Here is a 22928-nt window from a genome sequence, read left to right as displayed (position 1 = left end):
GCGCATAAAAAAGGCCCGGTGAATCTACCGGGCCTGCAATCCAGAGACAGGGCGCTATTGGCTAAGCTTCTGCGACCTCGCGCGGCGAGACGTCGAGTTCGATCTCGTCGTCGGCCACGCGCACGACCACTTGGCCGCCATTGGCCAGGCGCCCGAACAACAGTTCCTCGGCCAACGGCTTCTTGATGTAATCCTGGATCACGCGGGCCATTGGCCGAGCACCCATCTTCACATCGTAGCCGCGGTGAGCAAGCCAGCTGCGTGCCTCGGACTCCACCGTGAGCTCAACACCGCGCGCCTCAAGCTGAGCCTCAAGTTGGAGCACGAACTTGTCGACGACTCGCTCGATGACCTCACCCTGGAGCGGCTCGAACTGAATGACCGAGTCCAGACGGTTCCGGAATTCCGGCGTGAATCCGCGCCGGATCGCTTCCATACCATCCGAGCTGCTGTCACTCGGGTTGAAACCGATGCCACGGCTGGCCATGGCTTCCGCGCCGGCATTGGTCGTCATCACCAGGATCACGTTGCGGAAGTCCGCCTCGCGCCCGTTGTTGTCGGTGAGCTTGCCGTGATCCATGACCTGCAGCAGCAGATTGAAGATATCCGGGTGTGCCTTCTCGATCTCGTCGAGCAACACCACCGAATGCGGCTGCTTGGTTACCGCCTCGGTCAGCAGGCCACCCTGGTCGTAACCAACATAGCCGGGCGGCGCGCCGATCAGGCGCGACACGGTGTGGCGCTCCATATACTCGGACATATCGAAGCGGACCAGTTCGACGCCGAGATGCAGCGCCAGCTGGCGCGTGACCTCGGTCTTGCCCACGCCGGTGGGGCCGGCGAAGAGGAAAGAGCCGATCGGCTTGTCGCGATTATCCAGCCCGGAACGCGACATCTTGATCGCGCTCGCCAACGAGGTGACAGCCTCGTCCTGGCCGAAAATGACCAGCTTGAGATCGCGCTCGAGGGTCTTGAGTACATCGCGATCGTCCCGCGAAACCGTCTTGGAGGGAATCCGCGCGATACGCGAGACCATGTCCTCGATATCCCGTACCTGCACGGTCTTGCGGCGCTTGCCGGACGGACGCAGGCGAAGCCGGGCGCCGGCCTCGTCGATCACATCGATGGCCTTGTCGGGCAGGTGGCGATCATTGATATGGCGCGCCGACAGCTCAGCCGCCGCTTCGAGCGCCGGCTGGGTGTAGCGCACCTGATGATGGGTTTCGAAGCGTTCCTTGAGTCCGCGCAGGATCTGCACGGTATCGGCAACGCTCGGCTCGGGCACGTCGATCTTCTGGAAACGACGCGCGAGCGCACGATCCTTCTCGAACACGCCGCGGAACTCCTGGTAGGTCGTCGCGCCCATGCAACGCAGCTCGCCCGAGGCCAGCTTGGGCTTGAGCAGGTTCGAGGCGTCCATGACGCCGCCCGAAGCCGCGCCCGCACCGATAATGGTATGGATCTCGTCGATGAACAGCACCGCGCCGTCCTGCTTGTCGAGCTCCGCCAGTACGCCCTTGAGACGCTTCTCGAAATCGCCGCGGTACTTGGTACCCGCAATCAGTGCGCCGAGATCCAGCGCATAGATCACACTGTGGTTGAGCACGTCGGGCACTTCACCATCGACGATCATGCGCGCGAGGCCTTCAGCGATCGCCGTCTTGCCCACGCCCGCTTCGCCGACGAGTAGCGGATTGTTCTTGCGCCGGCGGCACAGCGTCTGAATCACGCGTTCGATCTCGTGATCGCGCCCGATGAGCGGGTCGACGTCGCCTTCTGCCGCCTTGCGGTTGAGATTGGTTGCGTACTGCTCGAGCGGCGACTTGTTCGACTCGCCCTCTTCAGCGGACTTCTCGGTCGTCGGCCCGACTTCCGGGCTGTCCGATTCGGACTTGGACACGCCGTGCGAGACGAAATTGACCACGTCGAGACGCGTCACATCCTGCTCACCGAGCAGGAACACCGCATGCGACTCTTGCTCCGAGAAGATCGCGATCAGTACATTGACCGCGGTGACCTCCTTCTTGCCCGAAGACTGCACATGGTAGACCGCGCGCTGGAGCACGCGCTGGAAACCCAGGGTGGGCTGCACTTCGTGATCCTCGCCGGCCGGAACCACGGGCACATGGGTATCGATATAACTCTTGAGCTCGCGCTCCAGACGGGGAATATCGGCATTGACCGACTCGAGCACCTCGACCACGGCCGGATTGTCCAGCAGCGACATCAACAGATGTTCGACGGTAAGCATCTCGTGATGCTGCCGCCTGGCCACCATGAAGGCAGCATCGAGAGCGGTTTGGAGTTCCTGGCTCAGCATTTTGCGTCCCCGAACTTGACGTTCGATTGAGGCCTGATGATTCCTTTATCGGCCGGAATTCAGGCTTTTTCCATAGTACACAACAGCGGGTGCTGGTGGGCGCGTGCATGGTCGTTAACCATGGCCACCTTGGTCTCGGCAATCTGAGCCGTGAAGGTCCCTGCAACCGCCTTGCCGCGCGTATGAACGGTAAGCATGACTTGTACCGATTGCTCGCGATCGAGCGAGAAATAGGTCATCAGCACCTCGACCACGAACTCCATCGGCGTGAAGTCGTCGTTGTGCACGATCACCTTGTACAACGGCGGTTGCTTGGTTTTGGGACGACTGGTTTCGACGACGGCTTCGCCTTCGTCTTCCACTGTCGGCTTCGGTTTGTCGGACTGACTCATCACGCCTACCTTAAGATTGCAGCGGCCAGTGTTTCGGCCAGACTGCGATCACACCCGGTTTTCTATACGCAGGATATAAGGATACGGGGGCGCCAAATCAATCGATTGGGAGCAATCGGTTGTCCCGACAATGCCAGGGCGCGCGTGGACGCCGCGCGACGCGCGGCCGGCGCCTATTCGCCGAGGCTGTGCGCCAGCAAGGTGCGGATACGCTCGGGCACCTGCTGCTCGACTTCCATGCGCGCCACATCAATGGCGCTGGCGAATGCCACCGCGTCCGCGTCACCGTGCGACTTGATCACCGTGCCCTGAAGGCCGATGAATGTCGCACCGTTGTACTGACGCGGGTCGACACGGCGACGAAAGGCACGCAGCACCGGCATCGCGAAGAGGGCCGCGGTCCGGGTAAGCGCGTTGCGCGAGAATTCCTCACGCAGGAACTGAGCGATCAGCTTACCGAGGCCCTCGCTGGTCTTGAGCGCGACGTTACCGACGAAACCGTCGCACACGACCACATCCACGTCGCCGATATAGATATCGTCGCCTTCGACGAAGCCGATGTAGTTGAGTTCGCTATCGCCGATGAGCTTGCCCGCCTGCTGGATCTGGACATTGCCCTTCATCTCTTCGGCGCCGATATTCAGCAGGCCAACGCGCGGACTGTCGACGCTATGCACCGCCTCGGCAAGCACGGCGCCCATCACGGCAAACTGAAACAGCTGTTCGGGGGTGCATTCGGCATTGGCGCCGAGATCCAGCATCAGCGTGTGACCACGACGCGAGGGGATCGGCGACACGATCGCAGGCCGGTCGATGCCAGCCAGCGTCTTCAGCACGAAACGTGCGGTCGCCATCAGGGCGCCGGTATTGCCGGCCGACACGCATGCGCTGGCCGAGCCCTGCTGCACCAGATTGATCGACACGCGCATTGACGAGTCTTTTTTCTGGCGCAGCGAGCGCGCCGGCGACTCGCACATGCCGACAACCTCTGCAGCGTGCTGCACAGTCAGGCGGTCACCCACATCGGCCTTGCGATGGCGGGCGATTTCCTTGTTCAGCGCATCCGCATCGCCGACCACGATGATTTCGAGATCGGGATGCGCTCGCAAGCTCGCCATGACAGCTTCCACGGCCACAGGGGCGCCGTGGTCGCCGCTCATGGCGTCGACAGCAATACGGGTCATAAGATTGTCGCGACGGCCCCGACCGGGACCGTCATCAATCGACTGCTAGGCGTCGTCGCCGATGTTCACGACACGGCGACCACGGTAGAAACCGTCGCGCGTGACGTGATGACGACGATGGGTTTCGCCGGTCGTCGAGTCGATGGACAGCGTCGGGTGCGTCATCTGGTCGTGGGTACGACGCTTGTCGCGCTTCGAGCGGGATTTGCGGTTCTTTTGGACGGCCATGGCGTTCTATGTCTTCCAGCGTATTGTAGAAATCGTCAATCGTTGCGCTTGAGCTGATTCAGCACGGCGAACGGATTGTTCGGTTCTTGCTCTTTCGTCTCTCGTCGCGGCGCCTCGTCCTTGACGTACGCCGCACTACAGGCCGGTCGTGCGCAGCGCGCCACGCTCGGCATCGCCAGCAGCAACTCGTCGGCTACCAGCGCATGAACATCCAGCAGATCGCCATCGGCCATCACTGGTTCGTCGTCACGCGGCACATTGGCTGCCGCGTCATCGTCACCGACGACAACGCCGGCGACATCGACATGCATCGACTCGTCGAAGACCTGAAGACAGCGCTGACACTCCAATAGAAGCGTCGTGTCTATCGTGCCTTCGACACGAACTCGCCGTTGCGCGTCTTCCTTGAACTCAAGGTCGACAGCAATGGTATCGCCGTCTCGCGCCGCGCCAGCCATTTCGGCTGTCACGCGAGGCAAGCGGGACAATTCAATCTCGCCGCTCGCACGCCCCTGCTGGGTGGCGAGCCGACGGTAATCGACACGATGTGCCAGCGTTCCCAGCCTGTTCATGGCGCGCGATAATAGGGCCGAAGCCGCCGCAAGTCAAAGCATTTCGCGGCGTTCGCGCACCACAGCAAGCATCCGCTAACGAATTATACAGGGTGATCGTTTATCCTCCAGCGGCTCGAGAATTGTCCCAAGGACCTGTCATGGCCCCAGCGAATCCCGGTCTTATCATTCTGGCTTCCAGCTCGCCCTGGCGTCGTCAGCTCATGCGCCAGCTCCAGATCAAATTCGAGGCAACCTCGCCGGACGTCGACGAAACCGCGCAGCCGCAGGAAACACCTATCGCTCTCGCACGCCGTCTTGCCATCACCAAGGCCCAGAGCGTGGCCGAGATGTGGCCGGAGGCGATCGTGATCGGTGCCGACCAAGTGGCGGACGTGAACGGCATCATCCTGGGTAAGCCGGGCACACGAGAAAACGCGAAGAAGCAGCTGCGTCAGCAGTCGGGCCAGAGCGTTCTATTTCATAGCGGTTTGTGCGTGTGTGCACCCGGGTTCGACGAACCGCTCGCGACGGTGGAAACGGTGACCACACGTTTTCGCGAACTCAGCGATGCCCAGATCGAGCGCTATGTTCAAGCCGAAGATGTGACCGCAACGGCGGGCAGCATCAAGTCCGAAGGGCTCGGCATCACTCTGGTCGAGGCCATCGAGTCGAGTGATCCCTCGGCCCTCGTCGGCTTGCCGCTGATCGCCTTGCGCCGTTTTCTGGAACAGGCCGGCGTCGACCTTCCCTAATTAACGGGGCCGGCGTTCAGGCCGATCTTTGCTCACAGGCCAGCCACGCTGGAAGCGCTTCGACCGTGTCGAGCACATCGAGCGCGCCGGCACGGCGCAGGCGCGCGGCATCGTGAACACCGCAGCCAACGCCGATTGCGTCCACGCCCGCGGCACGCGCCATGGCGATATCGTATTCGGTATCGCCAATCATCAGCGCCTTCTCCGTCAGAGTCGCGGAGCGCAGCAGGATGTCCTCGAGCATCGCCGGCGCCGGCTTGGGGAGCGACTCGTCCGCGCAGCGCGTGAACGAAAAGAAGTCTCGCGTGCCCGTGTCTTCCATGGCGGCATCGAGCCCGCGACGACTCTTGCCCGTGGCAACCGCCAGACAATAGTCCCTGTCGCGAAGCATCTCCAACGCGGCCATCACCGGCGGAAACAGAATCGCTGTGCTGCGTCGCATGCCGTAACGCGCGCGATAGGCATCGAGCTTCGCACGAACACGTTGCGTATCCAGTTCGGGGAACAACCGCGCGAGCACATCATCCAGACCCAGACCGATGAGCTGGCGCATCTGCTCGGGTGTGCGCTCGGGCAGCCCGGTCGCCTGGATCGCATGCTGCATGGCCGAGACGATCTCGCCCGCCGAATCCATCAAGGTGCCGTCCCAGTCGAAGACCAGCAGTTCGTAGCCCTTCATTGGTTCGGCTCCAGCGTATCGAGAATCTTGTGCAGGTCATCGGCCAGCGGGGCCTTGATATCGAGCGTCTCACCGGCGTGTTGCAGCTGCAGGTGTTCGGCGTGAAGGAACATCCGCTCGAGCCCACGCTCGCGCCAGCGCGCCGCACGGGCGTTCGCGCCGTATTTGTCGTCAGCCGCAACCGGATGGCCGCAATGCGCCGCGTGCACGCGTATCTGATGGGTTCGCCCCGTCTTGATCTCGACCGACATCAGCGTGGCGTCTCGATAAAAGGCGATCGGCGTGAAGTGCGATACGCTGGCCTTGCCACCTGCCGTATCGACCACTACCATCCGCTCGCCACTCCGCTCGACGTCGCGCGACAGCGGCACATCGACCTCGATCGAGCCGTGTTGCCAGTGTCCGTCTACAAGTGCCAGATACCGCTTGCTGGCCGCCGCATCGTTGAGCCCTGCCCTCAGGCTATCGAGCGCGGCGCGTGATCGGGCGACCAGAAGACAGCCGCTGGTGTGGCGGTCCAGGCGATGCACGAGTTCTACATATTCCCCCGCGCGCGAGACACGCAGTATCTCGATAAGCCCGAAGCGCAGACCGCTACCCGCGTGCACGGCGAGCCCGGGCGGCTTGTTGAAGACGAGCACATCATCCCGTTCGACAAGTAACGCCTTGTCGACACGCTTAATGAGATGATCGGGCGGTCGCCCCGGGCCGGGCTTTTCCTTCTGCCGTACCGGCGGCAGCCGGATCTCGTCGGCCTCGGCCAGACGAGTCCCCGGCTTGGCGCGGCCGCGGTTCACGCGCACCTCACCGCTACGAATGATCCGGTAGACCTTCGATTTGGGCACGTTCTTGAAGGTGCGTAGCAGAAAGTTGTCGAGTCGCATGCCGGCATCGTTGTTATCGATACGGACATAACGAACTTGAGCGGGTGCCGTAGTCAGATTACACTCCCAAGGTCAGGTTGATTGACCTGTCCGCCGACGCCTTTCCCGCGCGGGTACGCAATCACCGACTGACAGTTTTTGTCACACGCTGAAATCGAGGGCAAGCCTAGCATGCGCCCTGAACAGCGTGTTTTCCGTGAAGAGTCACTTAAATTTTATCCATGTGCTCCTGTCTGATAGCTGCTCTGTATCGCGTGATAGTCGACGCCCTCGCCGGGCGCGAATATTTCGGTACGCCGGCGGCTGGCGCCTATTTGCGCGCGCCGCAGACGCTTTTCGACAGTCGAGCGCCAGTCGAGATTCATCCGAATGAAACGCATTTTGATCAACGCCACGCAGCCCGAAGAGCTGCGCGTGGCGATCGTCGATGGCCAGAAGCTTCATGATCTAGATATTGAAGTTGGCAGCCGCGAACAGCGCAAGGCCAATGTCTACAAGGGCCGCGTCACACGCGTCGAGCCCAGCCTCGAGGCCGCCTTCATCGATTATGGCGGCAATCGCCACGGTTTCCTGCCGCTCAAGGAAGTGGCCAAGGAGTACTTCAACAACGGCCAGAGCGGCGGCAAGGAAAGCATCAAGCACGCGCTTTCCGAAGGCCAGGAAATCATCGTCCAGGTCGAGAAGGAAGAACGCGGCAACAAGGGTGCTGCACTGACCACCTTTGTGAGCCTGGCCGGGCGCTATCTGGTGCTCATGCCGAACAATCCGCGTGCCGGCGGCGTGTCCCGCCGTATCGAGGGTGAAGACCGCAACGAGCTGCGAGAAGCCCTCAACGAGGTACAGGTGCCCAACGGCATGGGCGTGATCGTGCGCACTGCTGGTGTAGGCCGCTGTGCCGAAGAGTTGCAGTGGGATCTCGATTACCTGGCCCACGTCTGGAAGGCGATCGGCGATGCCGCCGAGGCGCGCAAAGCGCCGTTCCTGATCTATCAGGAGTCGAATGTCATCATTCGCGCACTGCGCGATTATCTTCGTGACGACATCGGCGAAGTGGTCATCGATCAGGACGAGATCTACGAAACCGGGCGCGAGTTCATGCAGCAGGTGATGCCGCATGCGCTCAACAAGCTCAAGCATTACACCGACGAAACGCCGCTGTTTTCGCGTTTCCAGGTCGAATCCCAGATCGAGAGCGCCTTCGAGCGCGAAGTCACCCTGCCCTCCGGCGGCTCGATCGTGATCGACCACACCGAGGCCATGACCTCGGTGGACATCAACTCGGCGCGCGCGACCAAGGGCAGCGGCATCGAGGAAACGGCTTTCAACACCAACCTGGAAGCCGCCGACGAAGTCGCGCGCCAGCTGCGTATCCGTGATCTCGGTGGGCTGGTCGTCATCGACTTCATCGACATGGAGAACAACAAGAACCAGCGCGAGGTCGAGAATCGCCTCAAGCAGGCCGCCAAGGTCGACCGCGCTCGGGTTCAGATCGGACGCATTTCGCGCTTCGGCCTGCTGGAAATGTCACGCCAGCGCCTCAAGCCGTCGCTGTCCGAGTATTCCAGCCAGGCCTGCCCGCGCTGCCTCGGCCGCGGCAGCATCCGTAGCGTGGAATCGCTGTCGCTGTCGATCCTGCGCCTGCTCGAGGAAGAAGCGATGAAGCCGGCCACCGGTCGCGTCATCGTGCAGTTGCCGGTCGCCGTCGCGAGCTTCCTTCTCAACGAGAAGCGCGACGATATCGCGGGCGTCGAGAAGCGCTCCGGCACCCAGGTCACACTGGTACCCAACCACACGCTGGAAACCCCGCATTACGAGATCAAACGCGTACGCGGCGACCAGCTCAAGGAAGACGCCAACGACGCGACCAGCTACCGCCTCGACACGCACGTCGAGATCGAAAAGCCGGTCGAGCCGAACCACGCGAGCGCTGCCAACACGGCTCGTGAAGAACCGGCCGTCAAGCGGGTTGCCCGCCCCGATGCGCCCGTGATCGAGCGCAAGCAGGACACGCCCGAACAGGCCGCGGCCACCGCAGCGCCCGCGGCATCAGCCGCTGCTGCCATGACGCCCTGGCAGCAGCTGTGGGATGCCATGCGTCGCATCGTCGCTGGCGACAGCGCGGCACGGTCCAAGGCAACCACCAAGGCCGCGCCGGCCCAGGGCAAGGCCGAACAGAGCAGCAATAGCGACAACGCGTCCAGCGGCGGCGCACAGAAGACCCGGCCCAGCCGTTCGCGCCGCTCCGATAACGCGAGCGGTGACAGCAACAGCAGCGGCAACAAGCGTTCACGTCGCGGTGGCCGCAATCGCCGTAACAACCGAGGCAACAACGACGCCGGCAACGGCGAGAATGCGCAGGACGCCGGCCAGAGCAATAACCAAGGCAATGATCAGCGCAACAGCCAGAAAAGCAACGGCTCGAAGAACGCCGACCAGGGCAAGAAGAACAACGGCAAGTCGGATGGTTCGCCCAAGAACGCCGATGCCGGCAAAAAATCCGGTAACGGAAAACAGGCCTCGAACGGCAAGAGTAATAACGAGCCGAAGCCCGACAATCAGCCGAAGCAATCCAAGTCGGATGATCGCCGCAATGCGAAACCGGCCGAGGACAACGGCGAGTCAAAATCCGACGAGACTCTGAAGCAGCAGGCAAACGCGTCGACCTCCACCGACAGCGCTGACCAGAACGATGACGCGCGCGGTCAAGCCAGCACTGACAATAACGACGGCAACCAGGATGGTGAGTCCGGCAACGGCGGCCGTCGCCGTCGCCGCCGTGGTGGTCGCGGCCGTCGCGGGGGCCGCAACCGCAACCGGCAGGCGGAGAACGACGCCGAGTCGAACGATTCCGACAACGGAACCGATAACAACGCCAATTCCGCGTCTGACGATTCTGGTGAAAACGCGCCCAAGCCTGCCGCCCAGCCAGAACCGGCGGCCACGACGCCGGCCCCGTCCGACGACAGCGCGCTTAACGCAGACAAGCCGGATGCCGCGGCCAAGGACGATTCACCCAGCGAATCGAATGACGCCGCCGAGCCGAGCACCGAAAAACAGGCCAATGCCTCGAGCGCATTGAAGGCCCCGGCGCCTGAGGACGATGAGCCGTGGTCTGCGGTGACGGCGAGCGACAACGCACGGGCGGCGTCCGAGCGGCAGAGCTCGGCCACAAGCGGTGCTGGGCCGGCCCTTGAGGCCGAAGCCATTAGCGACTCACCGCATACGCCTGAGGCTGCTGACGCCGAACCGGAACCGGAACCGGAACCGGAAATCAAGTCTGAGGCCGAAGAGGCTCAGCCGAAAAAGAAGCCGAAACGCGCTCGCAAGCCGCGCAAACCCGCGGCGGACAAGAAGGAAAACGTGCCGGCCGCCGATAACGACGAAGCCGAAGCTGAGCAGCCGAAACCCAAGCAAGCGGCAACGGCCGAAGATGCGCCGAAACCGGCCGAGGCCGAGATGCCTGAAGCCGTCGCTGAGACAGAGGTCAGCGCCCAGTCTGACGACAGCGAGGCGGCCCCCGAACCGACACTTCAGCAAGTCGAAACCGTAGCCGAAGACAGCACAAGCCAGTCCGAGGTCAAAGACAGCGCCGAGGTTGAAACCAGCGAGGAGCCGAAGACGGCAACCACCGCCGAAACCGTTGCAGAAGCGCAACCGCGGGCAAGCGTCGACGAAATCGTCGCCTCTAGCAAAGACAGCGCCGACAACGAATCGCCCAAGCTTCAGCAAGTGGAAACCGCGAGCGTCGCTGACGACGAAGCGGATGATGACAGCAAGGCAAACACCTCCACGCAAAGCTGAATCCAGGCTGCGCTCAGTAAAAAGCCCCGACCCGTAGAACGGGCGGGGCTTTTTCATGCCTTTTTGGTCAGCACGAAAGTCAGCTCAATCGCGCCTTGATTTCCTCGAGCAGCCCAGCGGATGCATCTTCGATCATGTCGAGGACATGCTCGAAACCCTGGTCACCGCCGAAATATGGATCCGGCACGGGCGCGTTCCGATAGTTGGCGCTGTACGCACCGAATAGCGCCACGTATGCCCGCACCTGCCCTGTTGCGGGCGCCATACGCTCCAAGTCCGCAAGGTTGTCGGCGTCCATGGCGAGTACATAATCGAATCGATTCAGGTCCGCTGGCGTGACCTGCTGTGCTCGCAGGTCAGTGACATCGATGCCCCGCGACGCAGCTGCGGCGGTAGCCCGCCGATCGGGCGCCTTGCCGATATGCCAGTCGCCCGTCCCCGCGGACTCAATAGATACTCTATCGCCAAGGCCTGCTTCGGCCACGGCCTTGCGAAACACGCCATGCGCGCTTGGCGAGCGGCAGATATTGCCCAGGCACACAAAGAGCACGGAAAGCGTTTCGTCCTGTTTCATTATTGCGCGCTAGCCTCCGCTATCAGTTGCGCCACGCGATCCAGGTCGGCGGCCGTATCGACGCCGGGGCCGGGTACGGCCACTGCCTCGACCAGTGCAATCGGAATATCCAAATCGAAAGCCCGAAGCTGCTCGAGTGATTCCCGTTTTTCGAGCATACCGGGCGGCGCCGCCGAGAAACGCTTGAGCGCACCTACGCGATAAGCGTAGATACCAAGATGGCGAAAAGCACCTTCGAATTCGGCGTTGGCGCTTTCGCGGTGAAACGGAATGGCGGCACGGCTGAAATACAACGCACGCCCCTGCGCGTTGGGCACGACCTTCACGACATTCGGATTGAGGAATTCCTCGTGATCCGTGATGGGAGTGCACGCGGTCGCCATCCCCGCCGACGCGTCGTCTGCAAGCGCCGCGCCGACCTGGTCGATCAGGCTTGACGGCATCATCGGCTCATCGGCTTGCACGTTCACCACGATGGCATCGTCCGGCCAGCCACGCTGGGCCGCCACTTCCGCGATCCGATCGCTACCGCAGGAATGATCCGCCCGGGTCATGCAAGCCGTCGACCCGGCCTGCTCGGCCGCGCGCGCAATCGCATCGGAATCGGTCGCGACACAGACCTCGGCTGCCGCACTTGCCAGCGCGGCACGGCAGACGTGCGCCAGCATCGGCTCACCTGCGATCTCGCGCAGGACCTTGTCCGGCAGCCGCGTACTGGCCAGACGCGCCGGAATGACAACGACAAAACTCATGGTGTGGGGCTCTCCTGGGTCCGGCCATGTGCGCACAGGCGCTCGAGCAATGTATCGACCCGCGCTTCGGCAGACGGATCGAATACCAACTCCGCACTCACGTACCAGTGTTGCGCGTCTGCGAAGCCCGCGCATTTGACGGCATCCTTGTGCGTCATCAAAACGGGTAACGAATCGTCAAAGAGGATATCGTCGGGTTCATAGATATGGTGGTCTGGCATGGCGTGCTCGATGACCGCCAGCCCCGCCTCGCGAAGCATCGCGAAAAAGCGTGCGGGGTCGCCAATACCCGCCACGGCGTGCATCGTGTCTCCACGAAAGTCGGCCAATACGTGGCTTTCATCACCGACAAGCGCATGAACCGCCCCCGGCGCTAACCAGAAGTCCGCACCCGCGCCGTGCGTCAGCGCCAGATCGACCGTGCTCAACCTCTTCTGTGGCTCACGCAGCGGTCCTGCCGGCAATAGCCAGCCATTGCCCAGTCCGCGTCGGCCGTCGGTCACCGCGATTTCGCCGTCGCGCGCCAACGCATAGTGCTGGAGCCCGTCATCGGCGATGACGATATCGACGTTCTCCTGATCTACCAGCCAGCGGGCGCCGCGCGGGCGTCGCGGATCGACCACGACCGGCACCCCGGTCACGCTGGCGATCATCAACGGCTCATCACCACAGACAGCCGGCGACGAATCAGCTGTAACCCGTGCCGGATAGGCGGCGGCATGACCGCCATAGCCGCGAGAGACAACGCCGACCCGTCGCCCTTTCGCCTTCAGCTTTTCAACGAGTGCCAGCGTGAGCGGCGTCTTGCCGCTACCGCCGACCGTAATGTTTCCGACCACAAGCACGGGCGCAGCAACGCGCTCCGTTTGCAGCCAGCCGCGTCGATACGCCATCTGACGCAGCGCGACGCCCCACCCAAACAACCAGGCCAGCGGTTTGAGCAGAATCCAGGCCCCGCCCGGGCGGTACCAGCTGCGTTCAAGCGCCGCGCGCACGCGAGCCCCGGCTAGCCCGGCTGCGAGAACTGAATATCGTGCAGGCTGCGGTAATGGCCGCCAATCTGCATGAGCTCGGAATGGGTGCCCTGCTCCACCAGCTCGCCGTCGTGCATGACGACAATCCGGTCGGCATCCTGAATCGTGGACAAGCGATGCGCGATCACGAGCGTGGTGCGATCGCGCATGAGCACGTCCAGGCCTTTTTGAATCGCCTTTTCCGATTCCGTGTCGAGCGCGGAGGTGGCCTCGTCGAGAATAAGAATCGGCGAGTCCTTGAGCAGCGCACGCGCGATAGCGATGCGTTGGCGCTGCCCGCCGGACAGCATGATGCCGTTCTGACCCACCAGCGTGTCATAGCCGTTCGGCAGGGACTCGATAAAGTCTGCCGCATAGGCACGGCGCGCGGCGTCGACCACGGTTTCGCGATCCGCGCCGCCGAGTGCGCCGTAGGCAATATTGCCGGCCACGGTGTCGTTGAACAGCACCACGTTCTGATCCACCAGGCTGATCTGCTGACGAAGGTCGCCGAGCTTGTAGTCCAGCAGCTCGTGACCATCGAGGCGCATGCTGCCCTCGCTGTAGTCGTAGAACCGCGGGAGCAACGACAACAATGTCGATTTGCCGCTGCCAGATCGCCCGACAAAGGCTACGGTCTGACCGGGTTTGACTTCGAAATTGATATTGCGGAGCACCTTTTGCTCGGTGCGCGGATAGCGGAAGGACAGATCCCGTACGACGATATCGCCTTTGGCGCGTTCGATGGAGCGCGTGCCGCTATCGTTCTCTTTCGGCTCATCAATGAGCTCGAAGATCGCACCGGCGGCCGCCATACCCGCTTGGATAGTCGCGTTGACGCTGGTCAGGCGCTTTATCGGGCCCATCATGGCCATCATGGCGCCAAAGAACGTCGCCAAGTCACCGGGTGACATGATACCGCCACCACTGTCGCGGACCGCCACAGATACCACGAACGCCACGGCGAACGCGGCAATCAACTGAATCACCGGTACGCTGGCCGCACTGGTCGTCGCCTTGCGCATCGACATGCGTCGATTGCGTTCATTGATGCGGTCGAAACTCTTACGCTCATGCTCTTCGCCGCCGAACACCTTCACCACGCGCTGGCCCGTGAGCACTTCCTCGCTCACATGGGTGATGTCGCTCATCGACTGCTGAATGCTCATGCTATAGCGGCGAAAGCGCTTGGACACATGGCTGATGATCACCGCAATGATCGGCCCGACGACCAGCGTGATCAGCGCCAGGGACCAGTTCACCCAGAACATCAGGAACGTGAACCCGACGATCCGAAGCGTATCCTGGATCATGATCGTGATCGCGCTGGTCGCGGCGCCGGATATCTGGCCGGTGTAATAGGTCAGCTTGGCGGTGGTTTTACCGGTAGAGTTCGCATCGAAAAAGCTCGAGGGGAGCTTCAGGAACTGAGCGAAAATATCGTGCCGTACGTTGTAGATGACGCGGTTGGCGACCCAGGACATGCCGTAGCTGGAACAGAAGCCGAACACCCCGCGCATCAGGAACAACCCGAGCATGAACAGCGGGATCCAGCGGATCATCCACGGATCGCGATCGACGATGCTGCCGTCCAGCAACGGTTTCAGGATATAGATCAGGCCGGTGTCGGCCGCGGCATAACCGGCCATACCGACCATGGCGATACCCAGCCATTTCTTGTGGACCCACGTATAGCGCAGCAAGCGAGGATAGATCTCGCCAATCGGCATGTGGGTCTCGATTTTCTTCTTCGCCAAAATCCGAAGCCTGTTCCGTAGGGAGAATCAGTATCGACAGAGCGGGCACCGCCCGCGTCGGGTGTTCAATTGCCGCTGCGCGTCGCGATCTCGACGCGCTCGAACCCGGCCTGCGAGGCCGAGTCCAACGCGCGCACCACGGCCGTGTGTGCCGCGCTGCCGTCGGCACGCACTCGCAGCGCACGATCGGGGTATTGTGCCCGTAGCGCACGCAGGGACGCGACCAGCGCCGCTGACTCGGTCGTGTCGCCGTCCACCCGATAGGCGCCTTCGCCGGTCACGTCCACGACCAGTGCGTCCTCGCTGACGCTGGGTTGTGCGGTAGCCGCCGCCGGCAACTCCAGACGCAGATCGCGCTCGTCAATGAAGCGGCTGGAAACCATGAAGAAGATCAGCAGCAGAAAGACGATGTCGATCAGCGGCGTAAGATTGACCGAGGGCTCCTGATCGACCGTTCGGCGCACAAACTTCATGGGCGGCCGTCACCGCGCTGCAGCTCGATCAGGCGAACCGCCCATTGCTCCAGTAGCAGCCCGCGTTTTTCCACCAGACCATTGAAATAGCGATAGGCCACGAGTGCCGGGATCGCCACACACAGACCGGCTGCAGTAGTCACGAGCGCCTGACCGATGCCGCCAGCCAGGGCCTGCGCGTCGCCGAGCCCGGATTCGGTCATCGTGGCGAAGATACGGATCATGCCCGCCACCGTGCCGAGCAGGCCGAGCAATGGGGTAATCGCGGCAATGGTGCCGAGCGTATTCAAGTAGCGCGACATGTCGTGCGCGGCCTGGCGACCAGCCTCCTCGATTCTCTCGCGCCGGATGTCCGCACCATCGTTGCGGGTCGCAAGCACCGCAGCCCATACGCGACCGAGTGGGCTGTGGGACTCCATGGCCTCGCGGTCGGGCGCGCTCAACGCGGGCGATCGCGCCAGCTGATCGCGCTGTTCGACGAGACGTGGCGGCGCAATACGCAATGCGCGCAAGGCCCAGGCGCGCTCGATCACGATCGCGAGCCCCAACACTGAGCAGATTGCGATCGGCAGCATCAACCAGCCGCCGGCCGCGAGCATATCCGCCATGCGTCTCCCTTTAGATATCAGGCGAGCCGGCATGATAATCGTGCGCGCCGGTCGCGGCCACCCGCCGCTGTCACGGTACCCGCCAGGCCCGTGCGGATATCGCGCGCCACGATTCGACCTCGATCGGACTTCCCGGCGAGACCCGCACTTCGATCGCACCTGCTGTCGCGGTGTTCCTTATCTGTGCGCCAACTGCCGACAGCCGCTGAACAACCGTGGCCGCGGGGAAGCCCCAGCGATTGTTCCACCCCGCCGAAATCAGCGCATAGTCAGGCGTCACGGCGTCGAGAAACGCCTGTGAGCTGGAACTGGCGCTACCGTGATGGGGAACGATGAGCACGTCGGCGGCGAGTGATGGCATATCGCGCGCAACGAGCAACGCTTCGGTTCTGTCCTCGATATCGCCGGTCAGTAGCGTCGCCCCACCTGCGCCGTTGATACGCAACACGCAGGATCGCGCATTGCTGGGACTGTCCGCGCTCAAGTCGCCCGGGCGCGGATAGACGAATGAGAAGCGAACACCGTCCCACGCCCAAGCTTCGCCAGCCCAGCACGCGCGTGTTCCACCGGCACCGACCCGCTCTTCAACAGGCAACGCTTGTGCGAGGGCGTTCGCACCGCCGGCATGATCCAGATCACCATGGCTGAGGATCAGCCGTTCGACGTACGGGCGCTGCACATAGCGCAGATACGGCACGACAAAGGCCTCGCCGGCATCGAAGCCACTGCGATAAGCCGGGCCGGCGTCGTAGACCAGCGTATGCGTACGAGTGCGCACCACCACGGCCAGCCCCTGTCCCACATCCAGCATCGTCAACCGATAGCCGCCCGGCGCGATAACGTCCCCGACCGGTCGCCAACCAAACAACGCGGGCAACAGAAATACCGGCGCCAACCAGCGCCCGGGCAAACCACGTGGCATACACAGCACAGCGACGCCCAGAACTGCCAACGCGAGCGCAAACATGCCGGGGATCGCGATATCGACCGCTGCGCCCGGCCATTCGGCGACTGCGACCAGCGCGGGCCAAGCGAGATTGAGGGCATCCGACAACAGCGCCAGCAGCGGCCCGCCTGCCGTAGGCCACGCAAGCGCCAGCATCGTAATCGCCAGAATCACCGGCACCGCGAATGCAGCGACCGGTATCAACAGCGCATTCACCAGCGGCGCGACCAGGGATGCTGAACCGAAGAACCAGGCCGTCACCGGAGCAAGCCCTGCGACAAGCGCCAGTTGCAACACAATGAAGCCCTTGACGCGACTCTGCGTGGCGAAGCGACCGAGGTACAGCAGCCATGCCACGGCGCCAAAGGACAACCAGAAGCCGGGCGCAATAACCGAGACGGGCGACCAAAGCACCACGCCAATCGCAGCGATTGCCAATACGCGCGTGAGCGCTAGCTGGCGCATCGTAACCGTCGCGAACAGTCCCGCTGCGACCATGATCACGGCACGTTGGGTCGGCAGGGCAAGTCCTGCAAGCAGCGCATAGGCCAGCGCGCCCGCAAAAGCCACCACCGCAGCGAAACGCGTGGCGGAGATACCGCAAGACAACCGTAGCGCCAGCCACCGCGTCACGAAGAATAGCCAGCCTGCGATCAGCCCGATATGCAGTCCGGAAATCGCCACCAGATGATTGGTCCCAGTAGCGCGTAGTACATCCCATTGCGGATCGGTAATGCCGTCCCGCGCCCCGAGCGATAGCGCCGCGATGATGCCCTGCATCGGCGCGCCGGCCAACATGCCCTCCAGGCGTTCGAGTGCAAGGGCCCGCCAACGATCGATGGACATGATCGCCGGCAGATCGCACTGACCCATCGTGCGGATATAACCGGTGGCATCAATCCCTTCCCGCCAGAGCCAGGCTTCGTAATCGAAACTGCCGGGATTTACCGAACCATGCGGCGTATCGAGCTTTGCCGAGGCCGTCACGCAATCGCCCGGTAGAAGGCGACGTTCCGCGTCGTACCACGACAGACGCGTGCGATAAGGCGGGGTGTCGCGTTCGAGCACGAAACGGCTGCGAAAGGCATCTTCGGCAACCAGCCCGGAGACACGCCCGGTCAGCATCAGCGTTTCGCCGGTGCGCGCCACTGGCCAGCGCGAGTCGAGACGCGCCTGCATGTCGATGCTCGCCAATGCGCTGGCACAAAGCACGACCGCAAACAGCACATGGCCAGGCCATCGAAGAAGACAAGTCGGCAGCAAGGCGAGCAACACGCCCAATGGCAACGGCTGGGGTTGCAGATAGACCACGAGCGTCGACGCAACCACGGCTACTGCGACTACCCGCAGATCTCCATCCGCAACGCGCAGTCCATAGGTCAGCCAACCGCCGTAGCTACGCTGCTTCTGCCCTGCCGGGTGACCGCTCGGCATTCACACCCCGGCGCGCGCCAACGCACGCGCCTTAGTTACAACTGCATGGAGTGTATCGGCCGCCCTGCTCTACAACTCAAGCGTGGAGCGGCGAGCCCGGTAGAGCGCGACCGACCATGCGTCGCGTACACGGGTGTTCGACGTATCGACGCCAGGCCGGAGACTAGGTAAAAGCGCTGGCCTCGGCCGCGGCGAGATGGCCGTCCTCGAGCGTCCAGACCTGGTCCATACGCTGGGCCAACTCGCGGTCGTGGGTCACCATGACGAGACTCGTGTTCAGCGACTCGTTGAGCTCAAGCATCATGTCGAACACGCTCGCCGCGGTGCGATGGTCGAGGTTGCCGGTCGGTTCGTCGGCGAGAATGCAGGCCGGGCGCGTGACCAGTGCCCGCGCCACGGCCGCGCGCTGGCGTTCGCCGCCGGACAACTCCGTGGGCTTGTGATCCAGCCGATCGCCCAGCCCCACCTTACGCAGCAGATCGCGGGCGGCATCCAGCGCTTTCTTCGGCGGACCACGCCGGATCAGAAGCGGCATGGCCACGTTCTCGACTGTAGTGAATTCCGGCAGCAGGTGATGAAACTGGTAGATGAAACCCAGCTTTTCATTGCGCAGCTTGCCGCGGGCCGAGTTCGACAGCGTCGTCATATCGCGCCCGCCGATACGCACTTCACCCTTCGTGGGTACATCGAGGCCACCGAGCAGATGCAGCAACGTCGACTTGCCCGAACCGGAAGCACCGATCACGGCAATCTTGGCGCCCGGAGCGACATCCAGATTGATATCGTCGAGGACGGTGACCGGCTCGCGCACCTCGGTGAAGGCCTTGGACAGATGCGTGCAGCCCAGCACGTTGGTCGCCTGGTCACTCATAGCGAAGCGCCTCCGCCGGCTGCACCCGGGCCGCGCGCCAGGCCGGGTAAAGCGTGGAAAGAAAAGACAGCACGAGCGACAGCAAGGCGATACGTACCACGTCGGCCTCGTGCAGCTCGGCCTTGAGCTGGCTGATGTAGTAGACGTCTGCGGACAGCAGATCGGTCTTCAGCAGGCTTTCGAGCATCGGCACGATATGTTCGATATTGATCGACAGCAGGATGCCCAGCGCCACGCCGACCACGGTGCCGATCACGCCGATCAGCGAGCCCTGCACCATGAAGATCGCCATCACCGATTTCGGCGCCATGCCCAGTGTTCGCAGGATGGCGATATCGCCCTGCTTGTCGGTGACCACCATGACGAGCATGGACACGATATTGAAGGCCGCTACCGCGATGATCAGGCTCAGGATGATGAACATCACCGTCTTTTCGGTGGCGATGGCGTGGAAGAAGTTGGCGTGCTGGCGGGTCCAGTCGGACACGCGCTTGCCGGGATCCAGCATCACCTGCAGCTGACGGCTGACGTCAGGCGCGTCGAACATGTCCTTGAGGTGCAGCCGCAAGCCGCTGACACCGTCTTTCATGTTGTAGAGCGTTGCCGCGTCGGCCATGTGGATCATGACCATGCCGCGGTCGTACTCGTACATGCCGACCTTGAAGATGCCGCCCACGGTGAAGCGCCGGAAACGCGGCACAATCCCGGCCGGCGTGATGTTCGCCTCTGGAATCATGAGGTCGACCTTGTCGCCTACATCCACGCCTAGCAGCGTCGCAAGCTCCGCGCCGATGACAATGCGGTACTTGCCCTTCTCCAGAGAATCGAACTCGCCCCCGACCATGTGCTGGGACACGTCGGATACGTTGCGTTCCTGTGCGGGCAGCACACCGCGAATCAACGTGCCGGACAGATTGCGACCCGTACGCAGCATGCCTTCGCCACTGATATACGGCGCGGCGCCATCGACGTTCTCCACGCGGCGGTCGACTTCCTTCTCCAGCGACTGCCAGTCGCTGAGCGAGCCGCGCCCACTGGAGATCTCGACATGCGAAGCCATGCCGAGGATGCGGTCGCGCAGTTCTGCTTCGAACCCGTTCATCACCGACAGCACTGTGATCAGCAGCATCACGGCCAGCGCGATTCCGCCCATCGAGATGGAGGAAATGAACGAGATGAAATGGTTGCGCCGCTTGGCCCGCGTATATTTCAGGCCGGCGTAGAGTTCGAGGGGTCTAAACATTGGCGCGCATTAAAGCATAATGGCGTTCATCGGCGCAGGGGGTCTGCTGCCGACAAGCACATCGGGGGAAATCGGTCATGCGCATGAGAACATCTGTGATTCTTTTAGTTCAGGCCTCGGCACTTATTTTTCCGGCCGCGGGCGCGCTCGCCGCGGCCACGGACGGATACGGCAGCGGCGAATACACCACGCCGCAACCGGCCGGACAGCGTACACAAACCACCACACGCGGCACCGTACTCGACATGCCGCGCGCATCTGGCACTTCGCAGGACAGCGCGCCCGCCACGCCGGCGACCCGCCCCGATACGCCGCCGCGCGGCATGACCAAGTCCCGCGTGCTTGCACGCTACGGCAAGCCGGTGAGCCGGAGTGGCCCGGTCGGCCAGCCACCGATCTCGCGCTGGGACTACCCCGACTACCGGCTCTACTTCGAGTACGACCACGTACTCCACGCCGTGGTGCCGGATCATCCCGAGCCAATTGCCCACACCGAAGAGCTCCAGACCGATAACTAGATGACAACACGGATCCTGCCGCCGGAATGGGCGCCACAACAGGCCACCCTTCTCGTCTGGCCACGCGACGGCGCCGACTGGGGCAATGGGCTGGCCGCCGCCCGTGATGCCATCGCCGCGCTCGCCGCTATCCTCTGCGAGTACCAGCCGGTTCTACTCGCAGCCGCCGATAGCGAATGCCGCGACAGCATCGCCGCCCATTCCGCGCTCGCCGGTCTTGTCGCGCTCACCGTGGTAGAGGTGCCCAACGACGACATATGGGCCCGCGATACCGGCCCCATAACGGTCTTCGACAACGAGGTGCGCCGGTTCCTGGATTTTCGCTTCGACGGCTGGGGCGGCCAGTTCGCCGCCACTCGCGACGATGCCTTCACGGCCGCCGTGCTTGCCACAGGGACATTGGGAGATGGCGCGCTGGAGCGTCACGAGTTCACGCTCGAAGGCGGCAGCATCGAGGTTAACGGCGCCGGCGCCTTGCTGACGACCGAGCGTTGTCTGATCAAGGGCCGGCGTAACGAGGATATTGATCGCGACAGTGCGGCGACCCTGCTTCGTGACGCACTCGGGGTGGATACAGTGCACTGGCTCGCCAGCGGCGATCTCATCGGCGACGATACCGACGGCCACATCGACACCCTCGCTCGCTTCGTCGCGACCGACACCATTGCCTACCAGGGCTGTCGCGACACCGACGATGCCCACTACGCGTCGCTGGCGGCCATGGCCGAAGAACTCGCCGCGCTAACCAACGCCGAGGGCCTGCCCTATCGGTTGGTCGAATTGCCGCTGCCGAGCCCAATTCACGATCCGGACGACGGCCACCGCCTGCCCGCAGGCTATGCGAATTTCCTGATCGCCAACGGCTGTGTGGTCATTCCCGCCTTCGACGATCCCGCCGACAAAGCCGCGCACGAGATCATCGCCGCGCTGTTTCCGGACCGCGACATCCGCGCTGTCGACAGTCGTGCCTTGATTCGTCAGCACGGCGGCCTACATTGTGCTGCCATGCAGATCCCTGCCGAGCACTCGTAATGACCGATCGATCCCAGCTGCGCGTCGCCATCGCGCAATACGCCTGCACGCCCGATCTTGGCACCAATCTGGATACGGCCGTGACCTATATCGAGCAGGCCGGCGCCGCAGGCGCGAAGCTTGTGCTGCTTCCCGAGCTGCATAACACCCCTTATTTCTGCCAGCGCGAGGATCCGGCTCTCTTCGATCTGGCCGAGCCGATTCCCGGTCCGTCGACCGAACGGCTAGCCAGAGCCGCCCGCGGCTCGGGCGTCGTGGTCGTGGCCTCGTTGTTCGAACGTCGCGCTGCCGGGCTGTACCACAACACAGCGGTCGTACTGGACAGTGACGGCACGCTCGCCGGGCGTTATCGCAAGATGCATATTCCCGACGACCCCGAGTACTACGAAAAGTACTACTTCACGCCCGGCGATCTGGGCTTTACCCCGATCGATACCTCGATCGGCCGACTGGGCGTGCTCGTCTGCTGGGACCAGTGGTATCCGGAAGCCGCCCGCCTGATGGCGCTCGCCGGCGCAGAACTGCTGATCTATCCGTCGGCGATCGGCTGGGACGACGCTACCGACGACAACGCGGAACAAACCCGCCAGCTCAGCGCCTGGCAGGGCGTACAGCGTGGCCACGCGATCGCCAACAGCCTCGCCGTGGTGACCTCCAACCGCGTCGGTATCGAAGGCGATAACGGCACCGAAATCCGTTTCTGGGGCCACAGCTTCGTGTTCGGGCCGCAGGGCGAAACCCTGGCAGAAGCCGGCGAGAATCCCGAACTGCTCGTCGCCAACGTCGAGCTGCAACGCACCGAGCAGTTACGACGTATCTGGCCGTTCCTTCGTGACCGGCGTGTCGATGCCTTCGGCGATATCACCCGTCGTTACCGCGACTGATACACCGGTTGACTCCGTGATTCGCCGGA

Annotated in this window: 21 protein-coding genes; 5 read left to right on the top strand and 16 right to left on the bottom strand. The window is 63.0% G+C overall.

Features of this window, described 5'->3' with window-relative positions:
- Window positions 1–61: 61 nt before the first annotated feature.
- The 5 genes from clpA to SADO_RS12760 all read right to left on the bottom strand — a co-directional run bounded on the left by clpA (window position 62) and on the right by SADO_RS12760 (window position 4696).
- Window positions 62–2320, bottom strand: coding sequence for an ATP-dependent Clp protease ATP-binding subunit ClpA (gene clpA / locus SADO_RS12780; protein WP_353111992.1), 2259 nt, complete (start codon window positions 2318–2320; stop codon window positions 62–64).
- 59 nt (window positions 2321–2379) lie between these two features.
- Window positions 2380–2712, bottom strand: coding sequence for an ATP-dependent Clp protease adapter ClpS (clpS, locus tag SADO_RS12775; protein WP_353111990.1), 333 nt, complete (start codon window positions 2710–2712; stop codon window positions 2380–2382).
- Between the two features lie 173 nt (window positions 2713–2885).
- Window positions 2886–3896, bottom strand: coding sequence for a phosphate acyltransferase PlsX (plsX, locus tag SADO_RS12770; RefSeq protein WP_353111988.1), 1011 nt, complete (start codon window positions 3894–3896; stop codon window positions 2886–2888).
- Between the two features lie 45 nt (window positions 3897–3941).
- Window positions 3942–4124: a 50S ribosomal protein L32 gene (gene rpmF, locus SADO_RS12765; protein ID WP_353111986.1), complete on the bottom strand. Its 183-nt coding sequence runs from the start codon at window positions 4122–4124 to the stop codon at window positions 3942–3944.
- Window positions 4125–4159: 35 nt separating this feature from the next.
- Window positions 4160–4696, bottom strand: a complete 537-nt coding sequence (locus tag SADO_RS12760) for a YceD family protein (RefSeq protein ID WP_353111984.1) — start codon at window positions 4694–4696, stop codon at window positions 4160–4162.
- Between the two features lie 140 nt (window positions 4697–4836).
- Between SADO_RS12760 and SADO_RS12755 the strand changes: the two genes are divergently transcribed.
- Window positions 4837–5430 (top strand): Maf family protein, encoded by a 594-nt coding sequence (locus tag SADO_RS12755; RefSeq protein WP_353111982.1) that lies wholly within the window; start codon window positions 4837–4839, stop codon window positions 5428–5430.
- 16 nt (window positions 5431–5446) lie between these two features.
- Here SADO_RS12755 and SADO_RS12750 read toward each other — a convergent pair whose 3' ends face one another.
- Together SADO_RS12750 and SADO_RS12745 are read right to left on the bottom strand one after the other, a co-directional pair.
- A complete protein-coding gene (locus SADO_RS12750; protein ID WP_353111980.1) occupies window positions 5447–6109 on the bottom strand; it encodes an HAD family hydrolase in 663 nt (220 codons plus the stop codon).
- The gene (locus tag SADO_RS12745; RefSeq protein WP_353111978.1) at window positions 6106–6993 is read right to left on the bottom strand and encodes an RluA family pseudouridine synthase; all 888 of its coding nucleotides are present in this window, start codon (window positions 6991–6993) and stop codon (window positions 6106–6108) included. The genes SADO_RS12750 and SADO_RS12745 overlap by 4 nt, the downstream gene beginning before the upstream one ends.
- Before the next feature lie 369 nt (window positions 6994–7362).
- Between SADO_RS12745 and SADO_RS12740 the strand changes: the two genes are divergently transcribed.
- On the top strand, window positions 7363–10794 hold the full coding sequence (locus SADO_RS12740) for an Rne/Rng family ribonuclease (protein WP_353111976.1): 3432 nt from the start codon (window positions 7363–7365) through the stop codon (window positions 10792–10794).
- Window positions 10795–10873: 79 nt separating this feature from the next.
- Here SADO_RS12740 and SADO_RS12735 read toward each other — a convergent pair whose 3' ends face one another.
- From SADO_RS12735 to SADO_RS12695, 9 genes are all read right to left on the bottom strand, one after another.
- Window positions 10874–11368, bottom strand: coding sequence for a low molecular weight protein-tyrosine-phosphatase (locus SADO_RS12735; RefSeq protein WP_353111974.1), 495 nt, complete (start codon window positions 11366–11368; stop codon window positions 10874–10876).
- Window positions 11368–12120 (bottom strand): 3-deoxy-manno-octulosonate cytidylyltransferase, encoded by a 753-nt coding sequence (kdsB, locus tag SADO_RS12730; RefSeq protein WP_353111972.1) that lies wholly within the window; start codon window positions 12118–12120, stop codon window positions 11368–11370. Before kdsB ends, SADO_RS12735 begins: the two co-directional genes overlap by 1 nt.
- Complete coding sequence (gene lpxK, locus SADO_RS12725; protein ID WP_353111970.1) at window positions 12117–13115, bottom strand: tetraacyldisaccharide 4'-kinase; 999 nt, start codon at window positions 13113–13115, stop codon at window positions 12117–12119. Before lpxK ends, kdsB begins: the two co-directional genes overlap by 4 nt.
- 11 nt (window positions 13116–13126) lie before the next feature.
- Window positions 13127–14890, bottom strand: a complete 1764-nt coding sequence (gene msbA, locus SADO_RS12720; protein ID WP_353111968.1) for a lipid A export permease/ATP-binding protein MsbA — start codon at window positions 14888–14890, stop codon at window positions 13127–13129.
- A gap of 65 nt (window positions 14891–14955) precedes the next feature.
- Window positions 14956–15363: an ExbD/TolR family protein gene (locus SADO_RS12715; protein WP_353111966.1), complete on the bottom strand. Its 408-nt coding sequence runs from the start codon at window positions 15361–15363 to the stop codon at window positions 14956–14958.
- On the bottom strand, window positions 15360–15971 hold the full coding sequence (locus SADO_RS12710; protein ID WP_353111964.1) for a MotA/TolQ/ExbB proton channel family protein: 612 nt from the start codon (window positions 15969–15971) through the stop codon (window positions 15360–15362). The genes SADO_RS12715 and SADO_RS12710 overlap by 4 nt, the downstream gene beginning before the upstream one ends.
- Window positions 15972–16041: 70 nt before the next feature.
- On the bottom strand, window positions 16042–18351 hold the full coding sequence (locus SADO_RS12705) for a DNA internalization-related competence protein ComEC/Rec2 (RefSeq protein ID WP_353111962.1): 2310 nt from the start codon (window positions 18349–18351) through the stop codon (window positions 16042–16044).
- A gap of 163 nt (window positions 18352–18514) precedes the next feature.
- The gene (gene lolD / locus SADO_RS12700) at window positions 18515–19222 is read right to left on the bottom strand and encodes a lipoprotein-releasing ABC transporter ATP-binding protein LolD (protein ID WP_353111960.1); all 708 of its coding nucleotides are present in this window, start codon (window positions 19220–19222) and stop codon (window positions 18515–18517) included.
- Window positions 19215–20465: a lipoprotein-releasing ABC transporter permease subunit gene (locus SADO_RS12695; RefSeq protein ID WP_353111958.1), complete on the bottom strand. Its 1251-nt coding sequence runs from the start codon at window positions 20463–20465 to the stop codon at window positions 19215–19217. The genes lolD and SADO_RS12695 overlap by 8 nt, the downstream gene beginning before the upstream one ends.
- 95 nt (window positions 20466–20560) lie before the next feature.
- On the opposite strand from SADO_RS12695, the gene SADO_RS12690 reads away from it, so the two are divergent.
- Genes SADO_RS12690 through SADO_RS12680 form a run of 3 tightly spaced genes read left to right on the top strand, consistent with a single transcriptional unit; the run spans window position 20561 to window position 22899 of the window.
- The gene (locus tag SADO_RS12690; protein ID WP_353111956.1) at window positions 20561–20983 is read left to right on the top strand and encodes a hypothetical protein; all 423 of its coding nucleotides are present in this window, start codon (window positions 20561–20563) and stop codon (window positions 20981–20983) included.
- Window positions 20984–22015, top strand: coding sequence for an agmatine deiminase family protein (locus tag SADO_RS12685; protein ID WP_353111954.1), 1032 nt, complete (start codon window positions 20984–20986; stop codon window positions 22013–22015).
- On the top strand, window positions 22015–22899 hold the full coding sequence (locus SADO_RS12680; protein ID WP_353111952.1) for a carbon-nitrogen hydrolase: 885 nt from the start codon (window positions 22015–22017) through the stop codon (window positions 22897–22899). The genes SADO_RS12685 and SADO_RS12680 overlap by 1 nt, the downstream gene beginning before the upstream one ends.
- Window positions 22900–22928: the final 29 nt, after the last annotated feature.

This window comes from Salinisphaera dokdonensis CL-ES53 (assembly GCF_040361215.1).
Taxonomy (GTDB): domain Bacteria; phylum Pseudomonadota; class Gammaproteobacteria; order Nevskiales; family Salinisphaeraceae; genus Salinisphaera; species Salinisphaera dokdonensis.
This window is presented reverse-complemented; position numbering and strand designations above follow the sequence as displayed.

Bases quoted from the DNA above. Each gene is read 5' to 3' on its own strand.
- SADO_RS12760 (WP_353111984.1), bottom strand. From the start codon at position 4,696: ATGAACAGGCTGGGAACGCTGGCACATCGTGTCGATTACCGTCGGCTC.
- kdsB (WP_353111972.1), bottom strand. From the start codon at position 12,120: ATGAGTTTTGTCGTTGTCATTCCGGCGCGTCTGGCCAGTACGCGGCTG.
- SADO_RS12740 (WP_353111976.1), top strand. From the start codon at position 7,363: ATGAAACGCATTTTGATCAACGCCACGCAGCCCGAAGAGCTGCGCGTG.
- SADO_RS12750 (WP_353111980.1), bottom strand. From the start codon at position 6,109: ATGAAGGGCTACGAACTGCTGGTCTTCGACTGGGACGGCACCTTGATG.
- SADO_RS12705 (WP_353111962.1), bottom strand. From the start codon at position 18,351: ATGCCGAGCGGTCACCCGGCAGGGCAGAAGCAGCGTAGCTACGGCGGT.
- clpS (WP_353111990.1), bottom strand. From the start codon at position 2,712: ATGAGTCAGTCCGACAAACCGAAGCCGACAGTGGAAGACGAAGGCGAA.
- lolD (WP_353111960.1), bottom strand. From the start codon at position 19,222: ATGAGTGACCAGGCGACCAACGTGCTGGGCTGCACGCATCTGTCCAAG.
- SADO_RS12755 (WP_353111982.1), top strand. From the start codon at position 4,837: ATGGCCCCAGCGAATCCCGGTCTTATCATTCTGGCTTCCAGCTCGCCC.
- SADO_RS12715 (WP_353111966.1), bottom strand. From the start codon at position 15,363: ATGAAGTTTGTGCGCCGAACGGTCGATCAGGAGCCCTCGGTCAATCTT.
- rpmF (WP_353111986.1), bottom strand. From the start codon at position 4,124: ATGGCCGTCCAAAAGAACCGCAAATCCCGCTCGAAGCGCGACAAGCGT.
- plsX (WP_353111988.1), bottom strand. From the start codon at position 3,896: ATGACCCGTATTGCTGTCGACGCCATGAGCGGCGACCACGGCGCCCCT.
- SADO_RS12745 (WP_353111978.1), bottom strand. From the start codon at position 6,993: ATGCGACTCGACAACTTTCTGCTACGCACCTTCAAGAACGTGCCCAAA.
- SADO_RS12710 (WP_353111964.1), bottom strand. From the start codon at position 15,971: ATGGCGGATATGCTCGCGGCCGGCGGCTGGTTGATGCTGCCGATCGCA.
- SADO_RS12735 (WP_353111974.1), bottom strand. From the start codon at position 11,368: ATGAAACAGGACGAAACGCTTTCCGTGCTCTTTGTGTGCCTGGGCAAT.
- clpA (WP_353111992.1), bottom strand. From the start codon at position 2,320: ATGCTGAGCCAGGAACTCCAAACCGCTCTCGATGCTGCCTTCATGGTG.
- SADO_RS12680 (WP_353111952.1), top strand. From the start codon at position 22,015: ATGACCGATCGATCCCAGCTGCGCGTCGCCATCGCGCAATACGCCTGC.
- SADO_RS12695 (WP_353111958.1), bottom strand. From the start codon at position 20,465: ATGTTTAGACCCCTCGAACTCTACGCCGGCCTGAAATATACGCGGGCC.
- SADO_RS12685 (WP_353111954.1), top strand. From the start codon at position 20,984: ATGACAACACGGATCCTGCCGCCGGAATGGGCGCCACAACAGGCCACC.